This window comes from Tsukamurella sp. 1534 (genome assembly GCF_000312385.1).
GTDB lineage: Bacteria > Actinomycetota > Actinomycetes > Mycobacteriales > Mycobacteriaceae > Tsukamurella.
In genome coordinates this window covers 607,505-624,385 of sequence record NZ_HE997626.1, presented here as the reverse complement: position 1 = coordinate 624,385, position 16,881 = coordinate 607,505, and the positions used below count along the sequence as shown (strand labels likewise).

Annotated in this window: 22 protein-coding genes, 4 tRNA genes and 1 pseudogene; 24 read left to right on the top strand and 3 right to left on the bottom strand. The window is 70.6% G+C overall.

Annotation, left to right across the window (positions count from 1 at the left end; all coding sequences use genetic code 11):
• The first annotated feature begins 40 nt into the window (after nucleotides 1-40).
• The 7 genes from BN39_RS03155 to BN39_RS03125 are packed head-to-tail and all read left to right on the top strand — an operon-like array spanning nucleotide 41 to nucleotide 6,393.
• Nucleotides 41-454 (top strand): MarR family winged helix-turn-helix transcriptional regulator, encoded by a 414-nt coding sequence (locus BN39_RS03155; protein ID WP_019200902.1) that lies wholly within the window; start codon nucleotides 41-43, stop codon nucleotides 452-454.
• Between the two features lie 36 nt (nucleotides 455-490).
• Nucleotides 491-2,158 carry a 2-succinyl-5-enolpyruvyl-6-hydroxy-3-cyclohexene-1-carboxylic-acid synthase gene (menD, locus tag BN39_RS03150; RefSeq protein WP_040766470.1) on the top strand — a complete coding sequence of 556 codons (1,668 nt, stop codon included), beginning with the start codon at nucleotides 491-493 and terminating at the stop codon, nucleotides 2,156-2,158.
• Nucleotides 2,155-2,643, top strand: a complete 489-nt coding sequence (locus BN39_RS03145; RefSeq protein ID WP_019200900.1) for a DUF3592 domain-containing protein — start codon at nucleotides 2,155-2,157, stop codon at nucleotides 2,641-2,643. The genes menD and BN39_RS03145 overlap by 4 nt, the downstream gene beginning before the upstream one ends.
• A 29-nt stretch (nucleotides 2,644-2,672) precedes the next feature.
• Nucleotides 2,673-3,839: a glycosyltransferase family 1 protein gene (locus tag BN39_RS03140; protein WP_019200899.1), complete on the top strand. Its 1,167-nt coding sequence runs from the start codon at nucleotides 2,673-2,675 to the stop codon at nucleotides 3,837-3,839.
• Nucleotides 3,840-3,848: 9 nt separating this feature from the next.
• Entirely contained in the window at nucleotides 3,849-4,538 is a 690-nt protein-coding gene (locus tag BN39_RS03135) for a demethylmenaquinone methyltransferase (protein WP_040765784.1), read from the top strand.
• A 4-nt stretch (nucleotides 4,539-4,542) separates the two neighbouring features.
• On the top strand, nucleotides 4,543-5,535 hold the full coding sequence (locus BN39_RS03130; protein WP_019200897.1) for a polyprenyl synthetase family protein: 993 nt from the start codon (nucleotides 4,543-4,545) through the stop codon (nucleotides 5,533-5,535).
• 9 nt (nucleotides 5,536-5,544) lie between these two features.
• Nucleotides 5,545-6,393: a M48 family metalloprotease gene (locus BN39_RS03125; protein WP_019200896.1), complete on the top strand. Its 849-nt coding sequence runs from the start codon at nucleotides 5,545-5,547 to the stop codon at nucleotides 6,391-6,393.
• 95 nt (nucleotides 6,394-6,488) lie between these two features.
• Here BN39_RS03125 and BN39_RS03120 read toward each other — a convergent pair whose 3' ends face one another.
• The gene (locus BN39_RS03120) at nucleotides 6,489-6,980 is read right to left on the bottom strand and encodes a YajQ family cyclic di-GMP-binding protein (protein ID WP_019200895.1); all 492 of its coding nucleotides are present in this window, start codon (nucleotides 6,978-6,980) and stop codon (nucleotides 6,489-6,491) included.
• A gap of 91 nt (nucleotides 6,981-7,071) precedes the next feature.
• On the opposite strand from BN39_RS03120, the gene BN39_RS03115 reads away from it, so the two are divergent.
• The 11 genes from BN39_RS03115 (at nucleotide 7,072) to rplA (ending at nucleotide 11,571) form a co-directional block, all read left to right on the top strand.
• Nucleotides 7,072-7,157: transfer RNA gene (locus tag BN39_RS03115), tRNA-Tyr, on the top strand.
• Nucleotides 7,158-7,291: 134 nt separating this feature from the next.
• Nucleotides 7,292-7,364, top strand: a tRNA-Thr gene (locus BN39_RS03110).
• A gap of 32 nt (nucleotides 7,365-7,396) precedes the next feature.
• A tRNA-Met gene (locus BN39_RS03105) sits at nucleotides 7,397-7,470 on the top strand.
• A gap of 32 nt (nucleotides 7,471-7,502) precedes the next feature.
• Complete coding sequence (gene rpmG, locus BN39_RS03100; protein ID WP_013125415.1) at nucleotides 7,503-7,670, top strand: 50S ribosomal protein L33; 168 nt, start codon at nucleotides 7,503-7,505, stop codon at nucleotides 7,668-7,670.
• A gap of 98 nt (nucleotides 7,671-7,768) precedes the next feature.
• The gene (gene hadA / locus BN39_RS03095) at nucleotides 7,769-8,335 is read left to right on the top strand and encodes a (3R)-hydroxyacyl-ACP dehydratase subunit HadA (RefSeq protein ID WP_081585900.1); all 567 of its coding nucleotides are present in this window, start codon (nucleotides 7,769-7,771) and stop codon (nucleotides 8,333-8,335) included.
• Nucleotides 8,322-8,747: a (3R)-hydroxyacyl-ACP dehydratase subunit HadB gene (gene hadB / locus BN39_RS03090; protein WP_019200892.1), complete on the top strand. Its 426-nt coding sequence runs from the start codon at nucleotides 8,322-8,324 to the stop codon at nucleotides 8,745-8,747. The genes hadA and hadB overlap by 14 nt, the downstream gene beginning before the upstream one ends.
• A 116-nt stretch (nucleotides 8,748-8,863) precedes the next feature.
• Nucleotides 8,864-8,936: transfer RNA gene (locus BN39_RS03085), tRNA-Trp, on the top strand.
• Nucleotides 8,937-8,982: 46 nt separating this feature from the next.
• The gene (gene secE / locus BN39_RS03080) at nucleotides 8,983-9,372 is read left to right on the top strand and encodes a preprotein translocase subunit SecE (protein WP_019200891.1); all 390 of its coding nucleotides are present in this window, start codon (nucleotides 8,983-8,985) and stop codon (nucleotides 9,370-9,372) included.
• Between the two features lie 49 nt (nucleotides 9,373-9,421).
• Complete coding sequence (gene nusG, locus BN39_RS03075) at nucleotides 9,422-10,243, top strand: transcription termination/antitermination protein NusG (RefSeq protein ID WP_019200890.1); 822 nt, start codon at nucleotides 9,422-9,424, stop codon at nucleotides 10,241-10,243.
• Between the two features lie 71 nt (nucleotides 10,244-10,314).
• Entirely contained in the window at nucleotides 10,315-10,746 is a 432-nt protein-coding gene (gene rplK, locus BN39_RS03070) for a 50S ribosomal protein L11 (protein WP_013125420.1), read from the top strand.
• A 111-nt stretch (nucleotides 10,747-10,857) separates the two neighbouring features.
• Nucleotides 10,858-11,571 (top strand): 50S ribosomal protein L1, encoded by a 714-nt coding sequence (gene rplA, locus BN39_RS03065; RefSeq protein ID WP_019200889.1) that lies wholly within the window; start codon nucleotides 10,858-10,860, stop codon nucleotides 11,569-11,571.
• 81 nt (nucleotides 11,572-11,652) lie between these two features.
• Here the strand turns inward: rplA and BN39_RS03060 are convergent, their stop codons facing one another.
• Nucleotides 11,653-12,072, bottom strand: coding sequence for a DUF4190 domain-containing protein (locus tag BN39_RS03060; RefSeq protein ID WP_019200888.1), 420 nt, complete (start codon nucleotides 12,070-12,072; stop codon nucleotides 11,653-11,655).
• Between the two features lie 22 nt (nucleotides 12,073-12,094).
• Nucleotides 12,095-12,499, bottom strand: a complete 405-nt coding sequence (locus BN39_RS23095; protein ID WP_019200887.1) for a DUF4190 domain-containing protein — start codon at nucleotides 12,497-12,499, stop codon at nucleotides 12,095-12,097.
• 136 nt (nucleotides 12,500-12,635) lie between these two features.
• On the opposite strand from BN39_RS23095, the gene BN39_RS24010 reads away from it, so the two are divergent.
• The 6 genes and pseudogenes from BN39_RS24010 (at nucleotide 12,636) to rplL (ending at nucleotide 16,811) form a co-directional block, all read left to right on the top strand.
• Entirely contained in the window at nucleotides 12,636-13,454 is an 819-nt protein-coding gene (locus tag BN39_RS24010; RefSeq protein ID WP_040766466.1) for a DUF2786 domain-containing protein, read from the top strand.
• Nucleotides 13,451-14,131 (top strand): hypothetical protein, encoded by a 681-nt coding sequence (locus BN39_RS03045; RefSeq protein ID WP_019200885.1) that lies wholly within the window; start codon nucleotides 13,451-13,453, stop codon nucleotides 14,129-14,131. The genes BN39_RS24010 and BN39_RS03045 overlap by 4 nt, the downstream gene beginning before the upstream one ends.
• Entirely contained in the window at nucleotides 14,128-15,066 is a 939-nt protein-coding gene (locus BN39_RS03040; protein WP_019200884.1) for a hypothetical protein, read from the top strand. Before BN39_RS03045 ends, BN39_RS03040 begins: the two co-directional genes overlap by 4 nt.
• A 10-nt stretch (nucleotides 15,067-15,076) precedes the next feature.
• Nucleotides 15,077-15,535 (top strand): annotated as a pseudogene (locus BN39_RS03035) (TIGR04338 family metallohydrolase); the annotation flags it as partial.
• 250 nt (nucleotides 15,536-15,785) lie between these two features.
• The gene (gene rplJ / locus BN39_RS03030) at nucleotides 15,786-16,316 is read left to right on the top strand and encodes a 50S ribosomal protein L10 (RefSeq protein ID WP_019200882.1); all 531 of its coding nucleotides are present in this window, start codon (nucleotides 15,786-15,788) and stop codon (nucleotides 16,314-16,316) included.
• 99 nt (nucleotides 16,317-16,415) lie between these two features.
• Nucleotides 16,416-16,811 (top strand): 50S ribosomal protein L7/L12, encoded by a 396-nt coding sequence (gene rplL / locus BN39_RS03025; RefSeq protein WP_019200881.1) that lies wholly within the window; start codon nucleotides 16,416-16,418, stop codon nucleotides 16,809-16,811.
• Nucleotides 16,812-16,881: the final 70 nt, after the last annotated feature.

Here is a 16,881-nt window from a genome sequence, read left to right as displayed (position 1 = left end):
AACTCGCGAAACGATCAAAAGTATGAAGTAAAATCTTGGTATGTCCGATGTCGGCGAACTCCGCTACGCAGTCCACGCCCTGGTCCGGGAGCTGCGCGCGCACCGTCGCCCCACCGAACTCACCGAGACCCAGTACGCGATCCTCGGCGGCCTCGACCGCGGCGGCCCCGCGACCCCCGCCGAACTCGGCGAGGCGCACCGCGTACGCGCCCAGACCCTCACCCCCGCCCTCAACGCCCTCGCCGCCGACGGCCTCGTCCGCCGCCGCCGCGACGACGCGGACCGTCGCCGGCAGTTCGTCGAACTCACCCCCGCCGGCCGGGCCGTCGTCGAGGCGGACCGGGACGCCCGCAACGACTGGCTCGACTCCGTCATGGACGAGCGACTCACCGAACTCGAACGCGGCGTGCTCCTCCTCGCCGCCCCCGTGCTCGCCAAGCTGGCCGACGGATGACGGTGCGCCCCGGCGCGCGGTCGTAAAGTGGTCGCCATGCACAGTCCGAACCCGTCGACGCTCCAAGCACGCGTGATCGTCGACGAACTGGTGCGCGGCGGCGTCACCGACGTGGTGCTGTGCCCCGGCTCCCGCAACGCGCCGCTCGCCTTCGCGGCGCACGCCGCCGACAAGCGCGGCGAACTGCGGCTGCACGTGCGGATCGACGAGCGCACCGCCGGCTTCCTCGCGGTGGGGCTCGCCGCCGCCGCGCGCAGGCCCGTCGCCGTGATCATGACCTCCGGTACCGCCGTCGCGAACCTCAGCCCCGCGGTGTTCGAGGCCAACTACGCCCGCGTGCCGCTGCTCGTGGTGAGCGCGAACCGGCCGTACGAGCTCCTGGGCTCCGGCGCCAACCAGACCGTCGAACAGTTCGGCATCTTCGGCACCCAGGTGCGTGCGGCCCTCAGCCTCGGCCTCGCCGAGCCCGGCCTGGACCGGAACTCGCAGTGGCGCAGCGCCGTCTGCCGCGCGCTCGCCGCCGCCCGCGGCGCCCGCACCGGCAACGCCGGCCCCGTCCAGTTCGACATCCCGCTCCGCGAACCCCTCGTGCCCGACGACCCGTCGCCCGAACTCGCGCAGGGACGGCCCGACGGGGGCCCCTGGACCGTCGCGCCCGTCGCCACCCTCGACGTGCCGCTGCCCATCGACCTCAGCCCCGACACCGTCGTCATCGCCGGCCACGGCGCCGGCCCCAACCCGGCACTGCGTGGCCTCCCCACCGTCGCCGAACCCACCGCGCTCCAGGCGAGCGCCGAGATCGCGCCCCGGCAGCTGCACCCGTGGGCGCTCTCCGCGCTCAAGCCCACCCAGGCCATCATCTGCGGCCGGCCCACCCTGCACCGCGAGGTCAGCGCCCTCCTCGCCGACCCGGACGTCACCGTCTACGCGGTCACCACCGGCCCCCGCTGGCCCGACGTCTCCGGGAACGTCGCCGCCACCGGTACCCGCGTGGTGCCCGTCGGCGAGCCCGACCCGGCGTGGCTGGAGCGCTGCGCCGCCGCCGACACCGCCGCCCGCGCCGCCGTGACCCGCGGCCTCGACGAGGGCCCCGTCACCGGCCTGCACGTGGCGCGCGCGGTGTGCGCCGCCCTCGCCGACGGCGACCAGCTGGTGGTCGGCGCCTCCAACCCCGTGCGCGACGTGGCCCTCGCCGGGCACCTGCCGACCGGCGTCCGCGTGCTCTCCAACCGCGGCGTCGCCGGCATCGACGGCACCGTCAGCACCGCCGTCGGCGCCGCGCTCGCCGCGCCCGGTCGGCGCACCGTCGCCCTGATGGGGGACCTGACCTTCGTGCACGACGCGTCCGGGCTGCTCATCGGGCCGCACGAGCCCCGCCCCGACAACCTCACGATCGTGGTCGCCAACGACAACGGCGGGGGCATCTTCAACCTGCTGGAACAGGGCGAGGAGCGGTACTCCGGGGCGGAGTACGACGGTGCCGCCGCCCGCGTCTTCGGCACCCCGCACGGCACCGACATCGGCTCGCTGTGCGCCGCCTACGGCGTGCCCTACCGGCTCGCCGAGCTGGGCGAACTCGCCGCCCTCGCCACCGCGGACGGGGCCGGTGGCCGGTTCCAGGTGGTCGAGGTGCGCACCGAACGTGCCGGCCTCCGCGCCCTGCACGCCGGAATGCGCGCCGGCATCACCGGGGGCGGCCGGTGAGCCGGGTGGTGCTGCGCCGCATCCAATGGGTGCTGCTGTGGGCCGCGATCCTCATCACCGTCCTGTGCACGATCCTGGTGCTCGCCGCGTGGCGCGACGACAAGGCCATCGAGCGCGACCTCGGCTCCGTGACCGCAGAGGTGCTGTCCGCGAGTCCCACCCGCTCGACGATCAGCTTCTACACACCCGACGGCGTGAACCACAACCCGCCGCTCGGCGTGCTGTACCCCAGCGACCTCACCATCGGCGACCGGATCCAGGTCGAATACAACCGCGCCGACCCCGAACTCGTGCGCGTGGCCGGCCGCACCGCCGCCGTCGCCGTGCTGCCCGCCGCGTCCGTCGCCGTGGGGACCTGGCTCGTGATCGGCTCGGTCATGGTGCTGCTCGCCGTCGCGCACCGCCGCGCCGACGGCGACACCGGTACCCCGGCGCAGGAAAGTTCACCTGCCGTTCCGCGACGGGACAACCGGCGGGAGTCCTGACGGTCACCGTCCCGCGTGACACTCGGCTCGTGCGTATCGCCATCGTCGCGGAATCGTTCCTGCCGAACGTCAACGGGGTGACCAATTCGGTGCTCCGGGTGCTCGAACACTGCCGCCGGACCGGCGCCGAGGCACTCGTCATCGCCCCCGACACCGTCGCGGGGGAGGACCCGGCCCCGCTCGAACACCTCGGTTTCCCCGTGCACCGGGTGCCCGCGCGGATGCTCCCCAGGATCTCCTCGCTGCCCATCGGCCAGCCGGGGATGCTCATGGTCGACGCCCTCCGCGAGTTCCGGCCCGACGTGGTGCACCTCGCCTCGCCGTACTTCCTCGGCGCCGGCGGCCTCGCCGCGGCCAAGCGGCTCGGGGTGCCGACCGTCGCGATCTTCCAGACCGACGTGGCCGGGTTCGCCGGCTCCTACGGCCTCGGCCCGCTCGAGCGCGCGGCCTGGTGGTGGACGCGGCAGATGCACAAGCAGTGCGACCTGACCCTGGCACCGTCGTCGGCCTCCGTCGCCGACCTCGAGGCGCACCGCATCCCCCGGGTGAAGACGTGGGCCCGCGGCGTCGACGGCGAGCGCTTCGCCCCGTCGCACCGCAGCGACGACCTGCGAGGCTCCTGGCTCGGCGACCGCCCCGACCGGCTCGTCGTCGGATTCGTGGGGCGGCTGGCCGCGGAGAAGCACGTCGAGCGCCTCGCGGGCCTCGCCGGCCGCGACGACGTGCAGCTCGTGATCGTCGGCGACGGTCCCGACCGGCCGAAGCTGGAGAAGCTGCTCGGCGCCGGAACCGGCGGCGCGGTGTTCACCGGCCAGCTGGGCGGCGACGACCTCTCCGCCGCGTACGCCTCCCTCGACGTGTTCGTCCACCCCGGCGAGCACGAGACCTTCTGCCAGGCCGTGCAGGAGGCCCTCGCGTCGGGCGTCCCGTCGATCGCCCCGGACCAGGGAGGCCCCCGCGACCTGGTGTCGCACTGCCGCAACGGCTACCTGCTGCCCACCGGCGAGTTCGCCGACCTGCTCCCCGGCGTCATCGACACCCTCGCCGACCCGGCGCTGCGCGCCCGGTTCGGCGACGCCGCCCGCAAGTCCGTGCTGGCCCGCACCTGGCCCGCACTGTGCGACGCCCTGTTCGGTCACTACGAGAGCGTCATCGCCCGGCCCGCCACCGGCCGCGGTGTCCGCGCCGTCGTGTAGTTTTCGGGTATGGCCAGGGCTTCCCTCGATAAGCGGCCCGGCGAGGTGGCGTCGATGTTCGACGGTGTCGCCCGCCGGTACGACCGCACCAACACGCTCATGACCGGGGGCCTGGACCGCTACTGGCGCCGCCGCACCCGGCAGGCGCTGCAACTCAAGCCCGGCGACCGGGTGCTCGACCTCGCCGCCGGCACCGGCGTCTCCACCGTGGAACTCGCCCGCTCCGGCGCCTGGGCCGCCGCGTGCGACTTCTCCACCGGCATGCTCCAGGCCGGCGCCTTCCGGCGGGTGCCGATGGTCGCGGGCGACGCGATGGCGCTGCCCTTCGCCGACGACTCCTTCGACGCCGCCACCATCTCCTTCGGCCTGCGCAACGTGCAGGACACCGCGGCGGGCCTCAGCGAGATGGCCCGCGTCGTCCGGCCCGGCGGCCGGCTCGTGGTGTGCGAGTTCTCCAACCCGACCAACGGCGCGTTCCGTTCGCTGTATGAGAACGTCGCGCTGCAGGCGATCCAGGTGGTGGCCCGCGGATCCTCGAATCCCGAGGCCTACGCCTACCTGGCGGAATCCATCAAGAACTGGCCCGACCAGGAACGCCTCGCGCAGATCGTGCGCGACGCGGGCTGGGGCGACGTGGCGTGGACGAACCTCACCGGCGGCATCGTCGCGCTGCACACCGCGATCCGCCCGCTAGGCTGAGGTCGTGGAGAAGACGGTAGCCGGGGTCGATCTGGGGTCCGACGAGTTCGCGGACGGGATCCGTGCCGACCTCGCCCGCGTCGAGCGGGTCATCGCCGACGGCATCGCCGAGGCGCACGGATGCGTCATCGAGGAGGCCCTGCACCTCTTCGAGGCCGGCGGCAAGCGGTTCCGCCCCATGTTCACGGTCCTCTCCGGCCGCATCGCCGGGCAGCCGTCCGATCAGGTGATCACCGCCGCCGCCGCGATGGAGCTCACCCACCTCGCCACGCTGTACCACGACGACGTGATGGACGAGGCGGACACGCGCCGCGGCGCACCGTCGGCCAACGCCCGGTGGGGCAACTCGATCGCGATCCTGGCCGGCGACTACCTGTTCGCCCGCGCCTCCGCCTACGGCGCAGAGCTCGGGCCGCGCGCCGTCGGCGTCATCGCGAAGTGCTTCGGCGAGCTGGTCACCGGCCAGATGCTCGAGCTCAAGGGCGCGCAGGACTCGGATCCGGTGCAGCACTACCTCGACACCATCTGGGGCAAGACCGGCAGCCTCATCGCCACCTGCGGCCTGCTCGGCGCGCTGCACGGCGGCGCCTCCGAGGAGCTCGCCCAGCGCATGTACCGCATCGGCGCCGCGATCGGCATGGCCTTCCAGATCAGCGACGACATCATCGACATCAGCTCGGTGGCGCAGCAGTCCGGCAAGACGCCCGGCACCGACCTGCGGGAGGGCGTGTGGACCCTCCCCGTCCTGCACGCGCTCCGGGACCCGGGGCCCGACGGTGACCGCCTCCGCGCGATCCTCGTCGGCCCGGTCACCGACGACGCGCTGGTCGCCGAGGCGATCGAGCTGCTCGGCCGGTCCGACGGCATGAAACAGGCCCGCGTCATCCTCGAGGGCTACGCCGACGACGCCCGCACCGAGCTCGCCGAGCTGCCCGAGTCCGAGGCACGCACGTCCCTGGAATCGCTCGTGACGTTCACGGTCGCGCGTCTGGGCTGAGCCCCGCCAGTGCACGCCCACGCCAATCAGATCCGCACGGTTCTGCTGCTGGCTCTCGTCTCCGGTTTCGTCATGGCCACCGGAGCGATCTTCGGGCAGACGGTGTTCCTGCTCTCCATCGTGTTCGCCGCGGGCCTGTGCGCCTACCTGTACGTCGTGGGGCCGTCGCTGCCGTTGCGCGCCATGCACGCGCGGCGGGTCTCCGAGATCGAACAGCCGCACCTGTTCCGCGTGGTGCGGGAGCTCTCCACCGTCGCGCGGCTGCCGATGCCGGCGCTGTACGTGTCGCCGACCTCCGCGCCCAACGTGTTCGCGGCGGGCCACGGCCCGTCGCACGCCGCGGTCTGCTGCACCGAGGGGCTGCTGGAGCTGCTCGACGAGCGGGAGCTGCGCGCCGCCCTCGCGCACGCGCTCACCCGGATCGGCTCCCGGGACACGCTGACCTCGTCGATCGCGGGCGCACTCGGGGCCGTGATCTGCGGTTTCGCCGGGTTCGGCTACCTGCTCGGGTTCGGCGACGGGGGCTCGCGCCGTAGCCGCGTGGTGGAGGCGATGCTCTCGGTGCTCGCGCCGATCGCCGGTGCGCTCATCCGCCTCGGGATGTCGCGGACCGTCGAGTACCGGGCCGACCACGAGGGCGCACTGCTCGCCGGCGACCCGCCCGCGATGATCAGCGCGCTCCGCAAGACCGAGGACGGCGTCGCGTGCGCGCCGCTGCCGCCGGAACCGGAGATCGGCGTGCACGCGCACGCGATGATGGTGTTCCCGTTCCGGGAGGGGGAGAGGTACACCCGCTCCTTCCGCACCCAGCCGCCGCTGGACGACCGCATCGCGCGCCTGCAGTCCCTCACGGCCTAGGCGAGGCCCTCCCGCGCACGCGGCGCCTCAGCCGCGGATCGGCGCCCGGTGGGGGAGAGCCGACCCGCGGGTGAGAATGAACACAGTGCCGGGAGTCAGCGGTAGTTGACGAACTGCACCGCGATGTCGAGGTCGGCGCCCTTGAGGAGCGACTGGACGGACTGCAGATCGTCGCGCGACTTGCTGGTCACGCGCAGCTCGTCGCCCTGGATCTGCGCCTTGACGGACTTGGGGCCCTCGTCGCGGATCAGCTTGCTGATCTTCTTGGCGTTCTCGCTGGTGATGCCCTCGACGAGGGTGCCGGTGATCTTGAACGTCTTCCCCGAGGCGACGGGGTCCCCGGCGTCGAAGGCCTTGAGCGAGAGGCCGCGCTTGATCAGCTTCTCCTGGAACACGTCGAGGCCCGCCTTGGCGCGCTCCTCGGCGTCGGAGGTGATGACGACCTTGTCCTCGCCCGAGAACTCGACGGTGGTGTTCGTGCCCCGGAAGTCGTATCGCTGGCTGAGCTCCTTCGAGGCCTGGTTCAGGGCGTTCGCCACTTCCTGGCGATCGATCTTGCTCACGACGTCGAACGACGAGTCGGCCATCCGTTGACTCCTTCTTTGCTGACCTGCGGGTTTGCGTAGCCCCCGTGGGAGCGTTGTATTCTAACCGCCGCTGCCCTTCAGGGCGGCGAAAGGCACGTTGCCCGAGCGGCCAATGGGAGCGGACTGTAAATCCGTCGGCTTACGCCTACGTAGGTTCGAATCCTACACGTGCCACCAGCTCCGACCCCCGGCGTGAGAGCGCTGGGGGTCGGGCGCTGTCAACGGCAGTGACCAGCGGATTTGTTCAATCTCTTCCGCCGTGTGTACTCTCGTTGAGGCTTCTGGAGTGCCGGTGACGGTGCCCGGGACAGGCCCCCTTAGCTCAGTCGGCAGAGCGTTTCCATGGTAAGGAAAAGGTCGACGGTTCGATTCCGTCAGGGGGCTCGCTAGACCAGTGCAATGTGCTGATAGCTCAGGGCGGTGTAGCTCAGCTGGTTAGAGCGCACGACTCATAATCGTGAGGTCGGGGGATCGAGCCCCCCCACCGCTACAACTGATATCGATCGTGAAAGAGGAACCGTCGTGGCTTCATCGACAGATGTTCGCCCCAAGATCACCTTGGCGTGCGAGGTGTGCAAGCACCGGAACTACATCACCAAGAAGAACCGGCGCAACGACCCCGATCGCCTGGAGCTGAAGAAGTTCTGCCCGAACTGTGGCTCGCATCAGGCGCATCGCGAGTCGCGCTGATCTAACTCAACGTCGACGAAGGGGAGGGTATCCGGTGCGGATGCCCTCCCCTTTGGCATACTGCCCTTCAGCCCATTCACGTTAGGTAGGTTCGACACGTGAGCAATGACATCGATGTGCCGGGTGGACCGGTCACCGAGCAGCTCAGCCATGATGAAGTCGCGGCCCGTACCGCGGCCGCGGTCGGTTACAACTACGAGTACCACGAGAAGTACTACGTGAGCCGCGAGAAGGTGCGCGAGTTCGCGCACGCGAGCCAGTTGACCGACCCGATCCACCACGACGTGGAGGCCGCGCGCGCCGCGGGCCACGCCGACCTGGTCGCCCCGCCGATCATGTTCTCGCTCATCGGGATCATCGCCCACCGCCCGCTGTTCGAGAACGCCATCGTCGGCTACGGCCGGCGGCCGGTCGTGCAGTCGGAGCAGAAGGTGCACTTCCACGCGCCGATCCTGGCCGGGATGACGCTGACCACGCACGTGCACTTCGATCAGTTCCGGCAGGCCGCCGGCGTCGACCTGATCGTGACGCGCAACGAGATCTCCGACCAGGACGGCAATCCGCTGGTCACGTCGTGGACCACGCTCGCCGGGCGTTCCGGCGAGGACGAGGATCCGGCGTTCATGCAGGCTATGGAAAAGGTGATGATGTATGGCGCTTCGTAACTTCGCGGACGTGGCGGTGGGCGAGGAGCTCCCCGAGCGGACCTTCGAGCTCACCCGCGGCGACCTCGTCAACTACGCCGGCGTCACGGGCGACCCCAACCCCATCCACTGGTCGGATCACATCGTGAAGATCGCCGGCATGGACGACGTGGTCGCGCAGGGCATGCTCACGATGAGCCTCGGCTCGAACTACGTCACCGAGTGGCTCGGCGATCCGGTGGCTCTCAAGGAGTACAGCGTGCGCTTCACCGCGCCGGTGTACGTCCCGGCCGATCAGAAGGCGGAGCTGCAGTACTCCGGCAAGATCAAGTCGCTCGATCCCGAGACCAAGACCGGCGTCGTGATGCTCACCGTCAAGCAGGGTGAGCGCAAGATCTTCGGCAAGCCGATCGCCACCGTCCAGTTCGCCTGACGGTCGTTTTGAGGTGCGGCGCCGATGTGCCGTACACTGAACTGTCTGCAGCTTCGGCGGGCGTGTTCGACGCATGCCCACCGAAGGTTGTGGAGTGCGGGCCTCAGGGCCCGCAAAGGGGTGTAGCTCAGTTGGTAGAGCAGCGGTCTCCAAAACCGCAGGTCGCAGGTTCGAGTCCTGTCGCCCCTGCCCAGGCGGGCGTTCGGCCCGCCGAACGACCAGTGGAGGGATTTGCGTGAGCGACGAGCACGACGACGCGACCACCGGCAACGCCGGGGACAGCGCCGCCGAAGACGGCGCACAGCAGGCCCGCCCGTCGGGTAAGCGTGGCAGCGGCCGCCGCGGCCGGACGGCGCTGGCCGAGCCCTCGGAGTCGGCGACGTCGGCGGAGTCCTCCGCCCCGGCACGCGGTGCGGCGACGAAGAAGCAGTCGCGCAATCCCTTCGCGGCCATCTGGCTGTTCCTGCGGCAGGTCGTCGCCGAGCTGCGCAAGGTCATCTGGCCCACGCGCAACCAGATGGTCAACTACACGATCATCGTGCTGGTGTTCGTGGTGGTCCTCACCGCGTTCGTCAGCCTCCTGGACCTCGGCTTCGCGAAGCTGATGTTGTGGGCGTTCAGCTGATCAGCCGATACGCCCCCACGAAAGACGAGACGGAAGGAACTTCGGCGCTGTGAGCACCCCGGAGCAGAACGAGACGGAGCAGGAAGTCCAGGCGGACGTCCTGCTCGACGACGCTGCGGAGGCGCCGGTCGCCGAGGAGCCGGCCGGTGAGGCCCCCGAGTCCGACGCCGCCGTGAGCGACGCGGAGACCGCTGAAGCCGAGGCCGTCGAGGCCGAGGAGGAAGAGGTCGACCCCGTCGAGGAGCTGAAGGCGCAGCTGCGCACCGCCCCCGGCGACTGGTACGTCATCCACACCTATGCGGGCTACGAGAACAAGGTGAAGGCCAACCTCGAGACCCGTGTCCAGAACCTCGACGTCGGCGACTACATCTTCCAGGTGGAGGTCCCCACCGAGGAGGTCACCGAGATCAAGAACGGCCAGCAGAAGCGGGTCAACCGCAAGGTGCTGCCGGGCTACATCCTGGTGCGCATGGACCTCAACGACGAGTCGTGGGGCGCCGTCCGCAACACCCCGGGTGTCACGGGTTTCGTCGGCCTGACCAGCAAGCCTTCGCCGCTCACGATGAACGAGGTCGTGAAGTTCCTGCTCCCCGAGAGCGCCCGGACCAAGCCGGCGAAGGACAAGGGCGCGGGCGCCGCGTCCGACGGTGCCGCCGCCGCGACCGGCGGTGCCGTGTCGCAGGGCCCCGCGGTCGAGGTCGACTTCGAGGTCGGCGAGTCGGTCACCGTCATGGACGGCCCGTTCGCCACGCTGCCCGCGTCGATCAGCGAGATCAACGCCGAGCAGCGCAAGCTCAAGGTGCTCGTCTCGATCTTCGGTCGCGAGACCCCGGTCGAGCTGGCGTTCAACCAGGTCGAGAAGATCAACTGACGCGGGCGCACGCCCCGCGAAGACTTCCCACGTCGCCCATCGGCGTGGGGTGGAAATAAAGGAAACTGAGGATGCCCCCGAAGAAGAAGAAGGTCGCCGGGCTCATCAAGCTTCAGATCCAGGCCGGGCAGGCCAACCCTGCTCCGCCCGTGGGTCCCGCGCTTGGTCAGCACGGCGTCAACATCATGGAGTTCTGCAAGGCGTACAACGCCGCGACCGAGTCGCAGCGTGGCAACGTCATCCCCGTCGAGATCACGGTCTACGAGGACCGGTCCTTCGACTTCAAGCTGAAGACTCCTCCGGCCGCCAAGCTGCTGCTCAAGGCAGCCGGCGTGCAGAAGGGCTCGGGAGAGCCGCACAAGACCAAGGTCGCCAAGGTGACCTGGGATCAGGTGCGCGAGATCGCCGAGACCAAGAAGGAAGATCTGAACGCGAACGACGTCGATCAGGCCGCGAAGATCATCGCCGGCACTGCTCGCTCGATGGGCATCACCGTCGAGTAACTCGACCCCGTCGAGGACGTCACCGGGAGGCACCGCCTCCCGTGGGAGGGCCGGCTCGGCCCGCGGAACCACTCACTGCCCACAAGCCGGGCAAGAACGAAAGAGCAAGAGATGAGCAAGAACAGCAAGGCCTACAAGGCCGCTGCCGAGAAGGTCGACAAGGACAAGCTGTACAGCCCGCTCGAGGCTGTCACGCTGGCCAAGGGCACCTCCTCCACCAAGCAGGACGCCACCGTCGAGGTCGCCATGCGACTCGGCGTCGACCCCCGCAAGGCCGACCAGATGGTGCGCGGCACCGTCAACCTGCCGAACGGCACCGGTAAGACGGCCCGCGTGATCGTCTTCGCCGTCGGCGACAAGGCCGAGGAGGCCAAGGCCGCGGGTGCCGACGAGGTGGGCGCCGAGGACCTGATCGAGAAGATCCAGGGCGGCTGGCTCGAGTTCGACGCCGCGATCGCCACCCCGGACCAGATGGCCAAGGTCGGCCGTATCGCTCGCGTCCTGGGCCCCCGTGGCCTCATGCCGAACCCGAAGACCGGCACCGTGACGCCCGACGTCACCAAGGCGGTCAACGACATCAAGGGCGGCAAGATCAACTTCCGCGTCGACAAGGCGGCCAACCTTCACTTCGTGATCGGTAAGGCATCCTTCGACGCGAAGCAGCTGGTGGAGAACTACGGCGCCGCGCTGGACGAGGTCCTGCGCGCCAAGCCGTCGGCGGCCAAGGGCCGGTACCTGAAGAAGGTCACCGTCTCGACGACCACCGGACCGGGCATCCAGGTGGACCCGTCGCGCGTGAGCAACCTCGCGGAGGAGGAGGCCTAGCCTCCGTCCCCTTCAGGGTCTGAACGCGAGAAGCCCCCGATCACTCCGCCGGAGTGGCCGGGGGCTTCTTCGTGCCCCGGGTCAGAGCAGGAGCGACGGGGCCGTCGAGGCCACGCCGACGAACAGCGCGATGATCAGGACGTAGGCCAGTACCGCCAGCAGGGCCATGCCGGTGAACACGGCGCCGATGATCGTGCCCACCAGCGCCATCGTGTTCCGGTACCCGCGCTCCTTCGATTTCTTCAGCGCGATCCAGCTGACGATCAGGCCCACGGGGGAGCAGGCCGCCACCGACAACACCAGCCCGACGATGCCGAGTGCGCTGTCCGGGTCCTGCGGCGGTTCGCCGTTCGGGCCGGGCATGGGGCCCGCGTAGGGCTGCCCGGGCGCCGGGTACTGGTACTGGCCGAACCGCGGGTCGTAGCCGCCGTACTGCGCGCCGTACTGCGCCGAGGCGGGGTCGTAGGGCTGGTACGGATCCTGCCCGCCGGGTGTGCTCATCCGTCCTCCGGTTCCTGGTCCGTTACGCCGTGAGCCCGTAGGCGAGGCCTATGGCCATGCTCACCGCGCCCACCACGATGCCGACGAGCGCGATCGTGTTCTTGTAGCCCCGCGACTTCGACTTGTTGAGCGCGATGATCGAGACGATCAGCCCGGGCAGCGAGCAGAAGACCGCGAGCACCAGGCCGACGATGGCGAGGGTGGTGTTGGGGTCGTTGATCCGCTCACCGTTCGGACCGACGGGTGCCTGGCCGTACCCCGGCTGGCCGTAGCCGGCCTGGTCGTACCCCGGCTGGGGGTAGCCGGGCTGCGGGTACCCCGGGTACTGCGGTTGCCCGTACCCCTCCGGTCCCTGGGGCGAGCTCGGATCCTGGCCGTACGGCTGACCGGGGTTCTGGGGCCCGTTCGGATCGCTGGGCGTCGACATCGAGAATCGTCTCCTTAGTACAATGAATCATGCTGTCTCCCTCAGAGTAACGGAGCGCTCTGGGATTCCGCTTTCGGCGGGCTTGGCGCCCGGCGGCGGCGCGGCACTGTCGGTGCGGGTGGGTACTCTCGCGCCCATGGACGACGAGAAGCTGCTGGCGCGGATCGGGGCGCTCCTGCGGCAGGCGGAGGGGACCGACAACGAGCACGAGGCCGCCACGTTCACGGAGGCGGCGCAGCGGCTGGCGACCGCCGCGTCGATCGACCTCGCGGTGGCCCGCGCGCATCATCGCGGTAAGGAGCGCGCCCGGGTCGTGCCGGAGCAGCGCACCGTCCGGATCGGGGAGGCGGGCCGGCGCGGGCTGCGCACGTTCGTCGAGCTGTTCGTGGCCATCGCCGCGCCCAACGACGTGACGTGCGACGTGGCCTCCAACTCCACGTTCGTCTTCGCCTACGGCTTCGCGGAGGACATCGACGCGTGCGAGGCGCTCTACGCCTCGCTGGTGATCCAGATGGTCCGTGCCTCCGACGCGTACCTGCGGTCCGGGGCGTACAAGTCGGAGACGGTGCAGCAGCTCTACGAGGACCGGCGTACCCGCCGCCGCTGGGTGGAGGAGAAGCCGCTGGCCGCGGTCACGGCGCGGATCAACTTCCAGTCGGCCTTCGCCGCGCGGATCGGCAAGCGCCTCGCGGAGGCGCGCGCGGCGGAGACGGCGCACCGCACCGAGCAGGGCGAGCCGGGGACGGCGGTCGCCCTGCGGAACAAGGAGATCGAGCTCAAGGACTTCTACCGCGCGGAGTCGTCGGCCCGGGGCAGCTGGCGCGGGTCGGCGGCGTCGGCCGGGTACTCCGACGGCGCGCGCCGCGCCGGCGACAGCGCGGGCCGCTCCGCCCGGCTCGGCGCGCATCACGAGATCGGTGGCGGCAGAGGCGCTCTGGAGCGGGGCGGCAGGTGACCAAGCGGCTGGGGTGGCTGATCGGCGGCGCGGTGGCGCTCGTTCTGGTCGTCGCCGTGGCCGCCGGCGTCCTCGTCGCGCGAGTACTCATGTCCGACGGTGCGCGGCCGTCGGGCGGACCGTCGGGCACGCCGGTCGACGGCCGGTGCGGCCTGCCCGGTGCGAGCTCCACGACCCCGATCACCGACCGCGTGACGGCGGGCCCCGTGTCCTTCCCGGTGTCGGCGGCGCCCGGGTGGACGCCGCAGCGGTACGTGCTGTTCGCGCCCGGCGCGCAGTCCGTGGGGCTGCGCCAGGGGATACCGGGCCAGAAGTGGGACGCGCACGCCGAGATCGGGCTGACCACCTTCGCCCCGCGCCTGCCGGTGGCCGAGGCCGCCCGCCGGATGATCCCGTGCATCGTGGACAGCAGCAGGTACGACTCGTACGGGCCGCGGCTCGAGGGGCTCACCGAGCCCGAGGCGATCACGGTGGACGGGGTGCCCGCGGCGCGGGTCACGGGGCGGATCCTGGTGCGGCGCGCGGGCCTGTCCGTGGTGGGCGATGTGGTGACGGTTGTGGTCATAGACTCGGCACCGCAGGCATACTTCGAGTCGGACACTCCGATCGGTGACGAGGAGCGGGCGGCGGTGGCCAGACAGATCTTCGAGCAGCTCAAGGTGGCGAGGGACGTATGAGCAACCCGCAGGATCCGTACGGACAGCAGCAGCCGGACCCGTACGCGCAGGGCGGATACCAGTACCCGTACGGGCAGCAGCCGGGGCAGCCCCAGTACGGGCAGGGGTACGGCCAGCCGCAGTACGGGCAGGGTTACGGGCAGCAGGGCTACGGCCAGCAGCAGTACGGCCAGCAGTACGGCTACGGCGCACCCGGGCAGCCCGGCGCCCCGGGCGGGCCCGGCGGCCCGCAGAAGCCGAACCGCACCGGCCTGTGGATCGCCGTCGGCGTCGCGGTGCTGCTCGTCATCGCGGTCGTGATCGCCGCCGTCGTGGTGATCGGCAACTCGGACGACGAGCCGAGCGCGTCCTCGCCGTCCACATCGGCTTCCCAGGGCGACCCGTCGACGGGCGCCGCCAGTTGCGGGCTGCCGGGCACCGGCAAGGCCTCCGAGGTCAAGGACCGGGTGGTCTCGGGCCCACTGTCGTTCCCCGTCTCGGCCGCGCCCGGATGGACTCCCGAGAGCTACACGGTGTACGCCGAGAGCATCGCCGCCGCCGGGCTGGAGAAGGCGATGGGCGACGGTCAGCCGTGGCAGGCCGGCGTGGAGATCGGGCAGACCAACTTCGGCGAGAAGCTGGACGGCAAGGACGCGGCGCCGCGGATGATCCAGTGCATCGCCGACGGCGCCGGCTACCAGAGCGCCACGTCGAAGAAGGTCGAGAAGTCCGCGCCGGAGGCGATCACCGTGGACGGCGTGCCCGCTACGAAGATGACCGGCAAGGTGCTCGTGCAGGCCCCGGGGGTCACTGTTCCCGGCGACGAGCTGACGATCCTCGTGATCGACTCCGCGCCCCAGACGTACGCGCTGTTCATCGTCCCCATCGGCCGGGCCGACATGGCCGCGACGGCCAAGGCGGTGCAGGATCAGCTGAAGGTGGCGAAGGACGTCTAGGGACGGGCAGCGGGCCGCGGTCTACCGGGCGGAGGAGCTGGTCCGCGGCCTGTTCGAGCACTCCGCGGGCGGGCGCACCGTCGACGTGCTCGGTGTGCCGCTGACGCTGCCGCCCGAGGCCCGGTTCGGGTCGGTGGACTCGGTGCAGGCCTACGTCGACCGCGTGCTCGGCCCCGGCGAGGTGCGGGTCCGGGCCCGCGCGGGCGCCACCGGCGCGCACTACGAGCGGGGAGCGGACCGTCGCCCGACGGTGGCGGTGCCCGCCGGGCGCGACGGGGCGTGGGCGTTGCGGGAGCTGGTGGTCCTGCACGAACTGGCGCACCACGGCGCACCGTCGGACGCGGCGGCCGCCGCGCACGGGCCCGAGTTCACCGCGGCGTTCGTCGACCTCGCGGCGCGGGTCATGGGCCCGGAGGCCGGCCTGGCCCTGCGCATCGTCTACGCCGAATCCGGCGTGACCATCGGCTGACCGGCGACGATTTGGCGTAGCCCGCCGGTTCCCGTACTCTGGTCCCTCGGAATCCGGTGTCAACCGGATCGTTCCACCAGAGACCGTCGGTCATCGGGCGCGAGCCCGATCGAAGGTCCGGCCCCGAGCCGGCGACCCACGCAGGAGGACGAGGATTCTTCACCGAACCCCGTGCGCCCTGCGCCGGGGTTCTCGTCGTTTCGGGCCCGAGCCTTCTCCGTCGGATGACACGCAAGAGAGGAGGCGAAGTATGGCAAACGCCGAGAAGGTCGCCGCGGTCGCAGAGATCGCCGAGCAGTTCTCGAAGTCCACGGCCACCGTGGTCACCGAGTACCGCGGACTGTCGGTCGGTTCCATCACCGAGCTGCGTCGCTCGCTCGGGGCGGGTACCACCTACTCCGTCGCCAAGAACACCCTGGTCAAGCGCGCCGCGGCTGACGCCGGCGTCGAGGGCCTGGACGAGCTGTTCGAGGGTCCCACCGCGATCGCCTTCATCGAGGGTGAGCCGGTCGAGGCCGCCAAGGCGATCAAGAAGTTCGCCAAGGACAACAAGGCCCTGGTCATCAAGGGCGGCTACATGGACGGCCGTGCGCTGTCCGTGGCGGAGATCGAGCGCATCGCCGATCTCGAGTCGCGCGAGGTGCTCCTGGCCAAGCTCGCCGGTGCCATGAAGGGCAACTTGGCGAAGGCCGCTGGCCTGTTCAACGCTCCCGCCTCGCAGGTGGCCCGCCTGGGCGCCGCGCTGCAGGAGAAGAAGGCCGCCGAAGAGGCTGCCGCCTGATTCCGCTGATCCAGCGAACCTCCCGCGGGCACCGCGCGCGGGAACATCACCACCTTGCCTCGCGGATCAGCGAGCAAGACTGAACGGAAGGACGCCACCATGGCGAAGCTCACCACCGACGAGCTGCTTGATGCTTTCAAGGAGCTGACCCTGCTCGAGCTCAGCGAGTTCGTGAAGGCTTTCGAGGAGACCTTCGAGGTCACCGCCGCTGCTCCGGTCGCCGTCGCGGCCGCCGGTGCTGCCCCGGCTGCCGGCGGCGACGCCGCCGCCGCTGCCGACCAGGACGAGTTCGACGTCATCCTCGATGGCGCCGGCGACAAGAAGATCCAGGTCATCAAGGTCGTCCGCGAGCTGGTTTCGGGCCTCGGCCTGAAGGAGGCCAAGGACCTCGTCGAGGGCGCCCCCAAGGCGATCCTGGAGAAGGTCGACAAGGAGGCCGCCGACGCCGCCAAGGCCAAGCTCGAGGAGGCCGGCGCCTCGGTTTCGGTCAAGTAATAACCGAACCGCACGTCAGTGCTCTGACCGCCCCGTCGCCCAGTGCGACGGGGCGGTTCGCGTTTCCGGG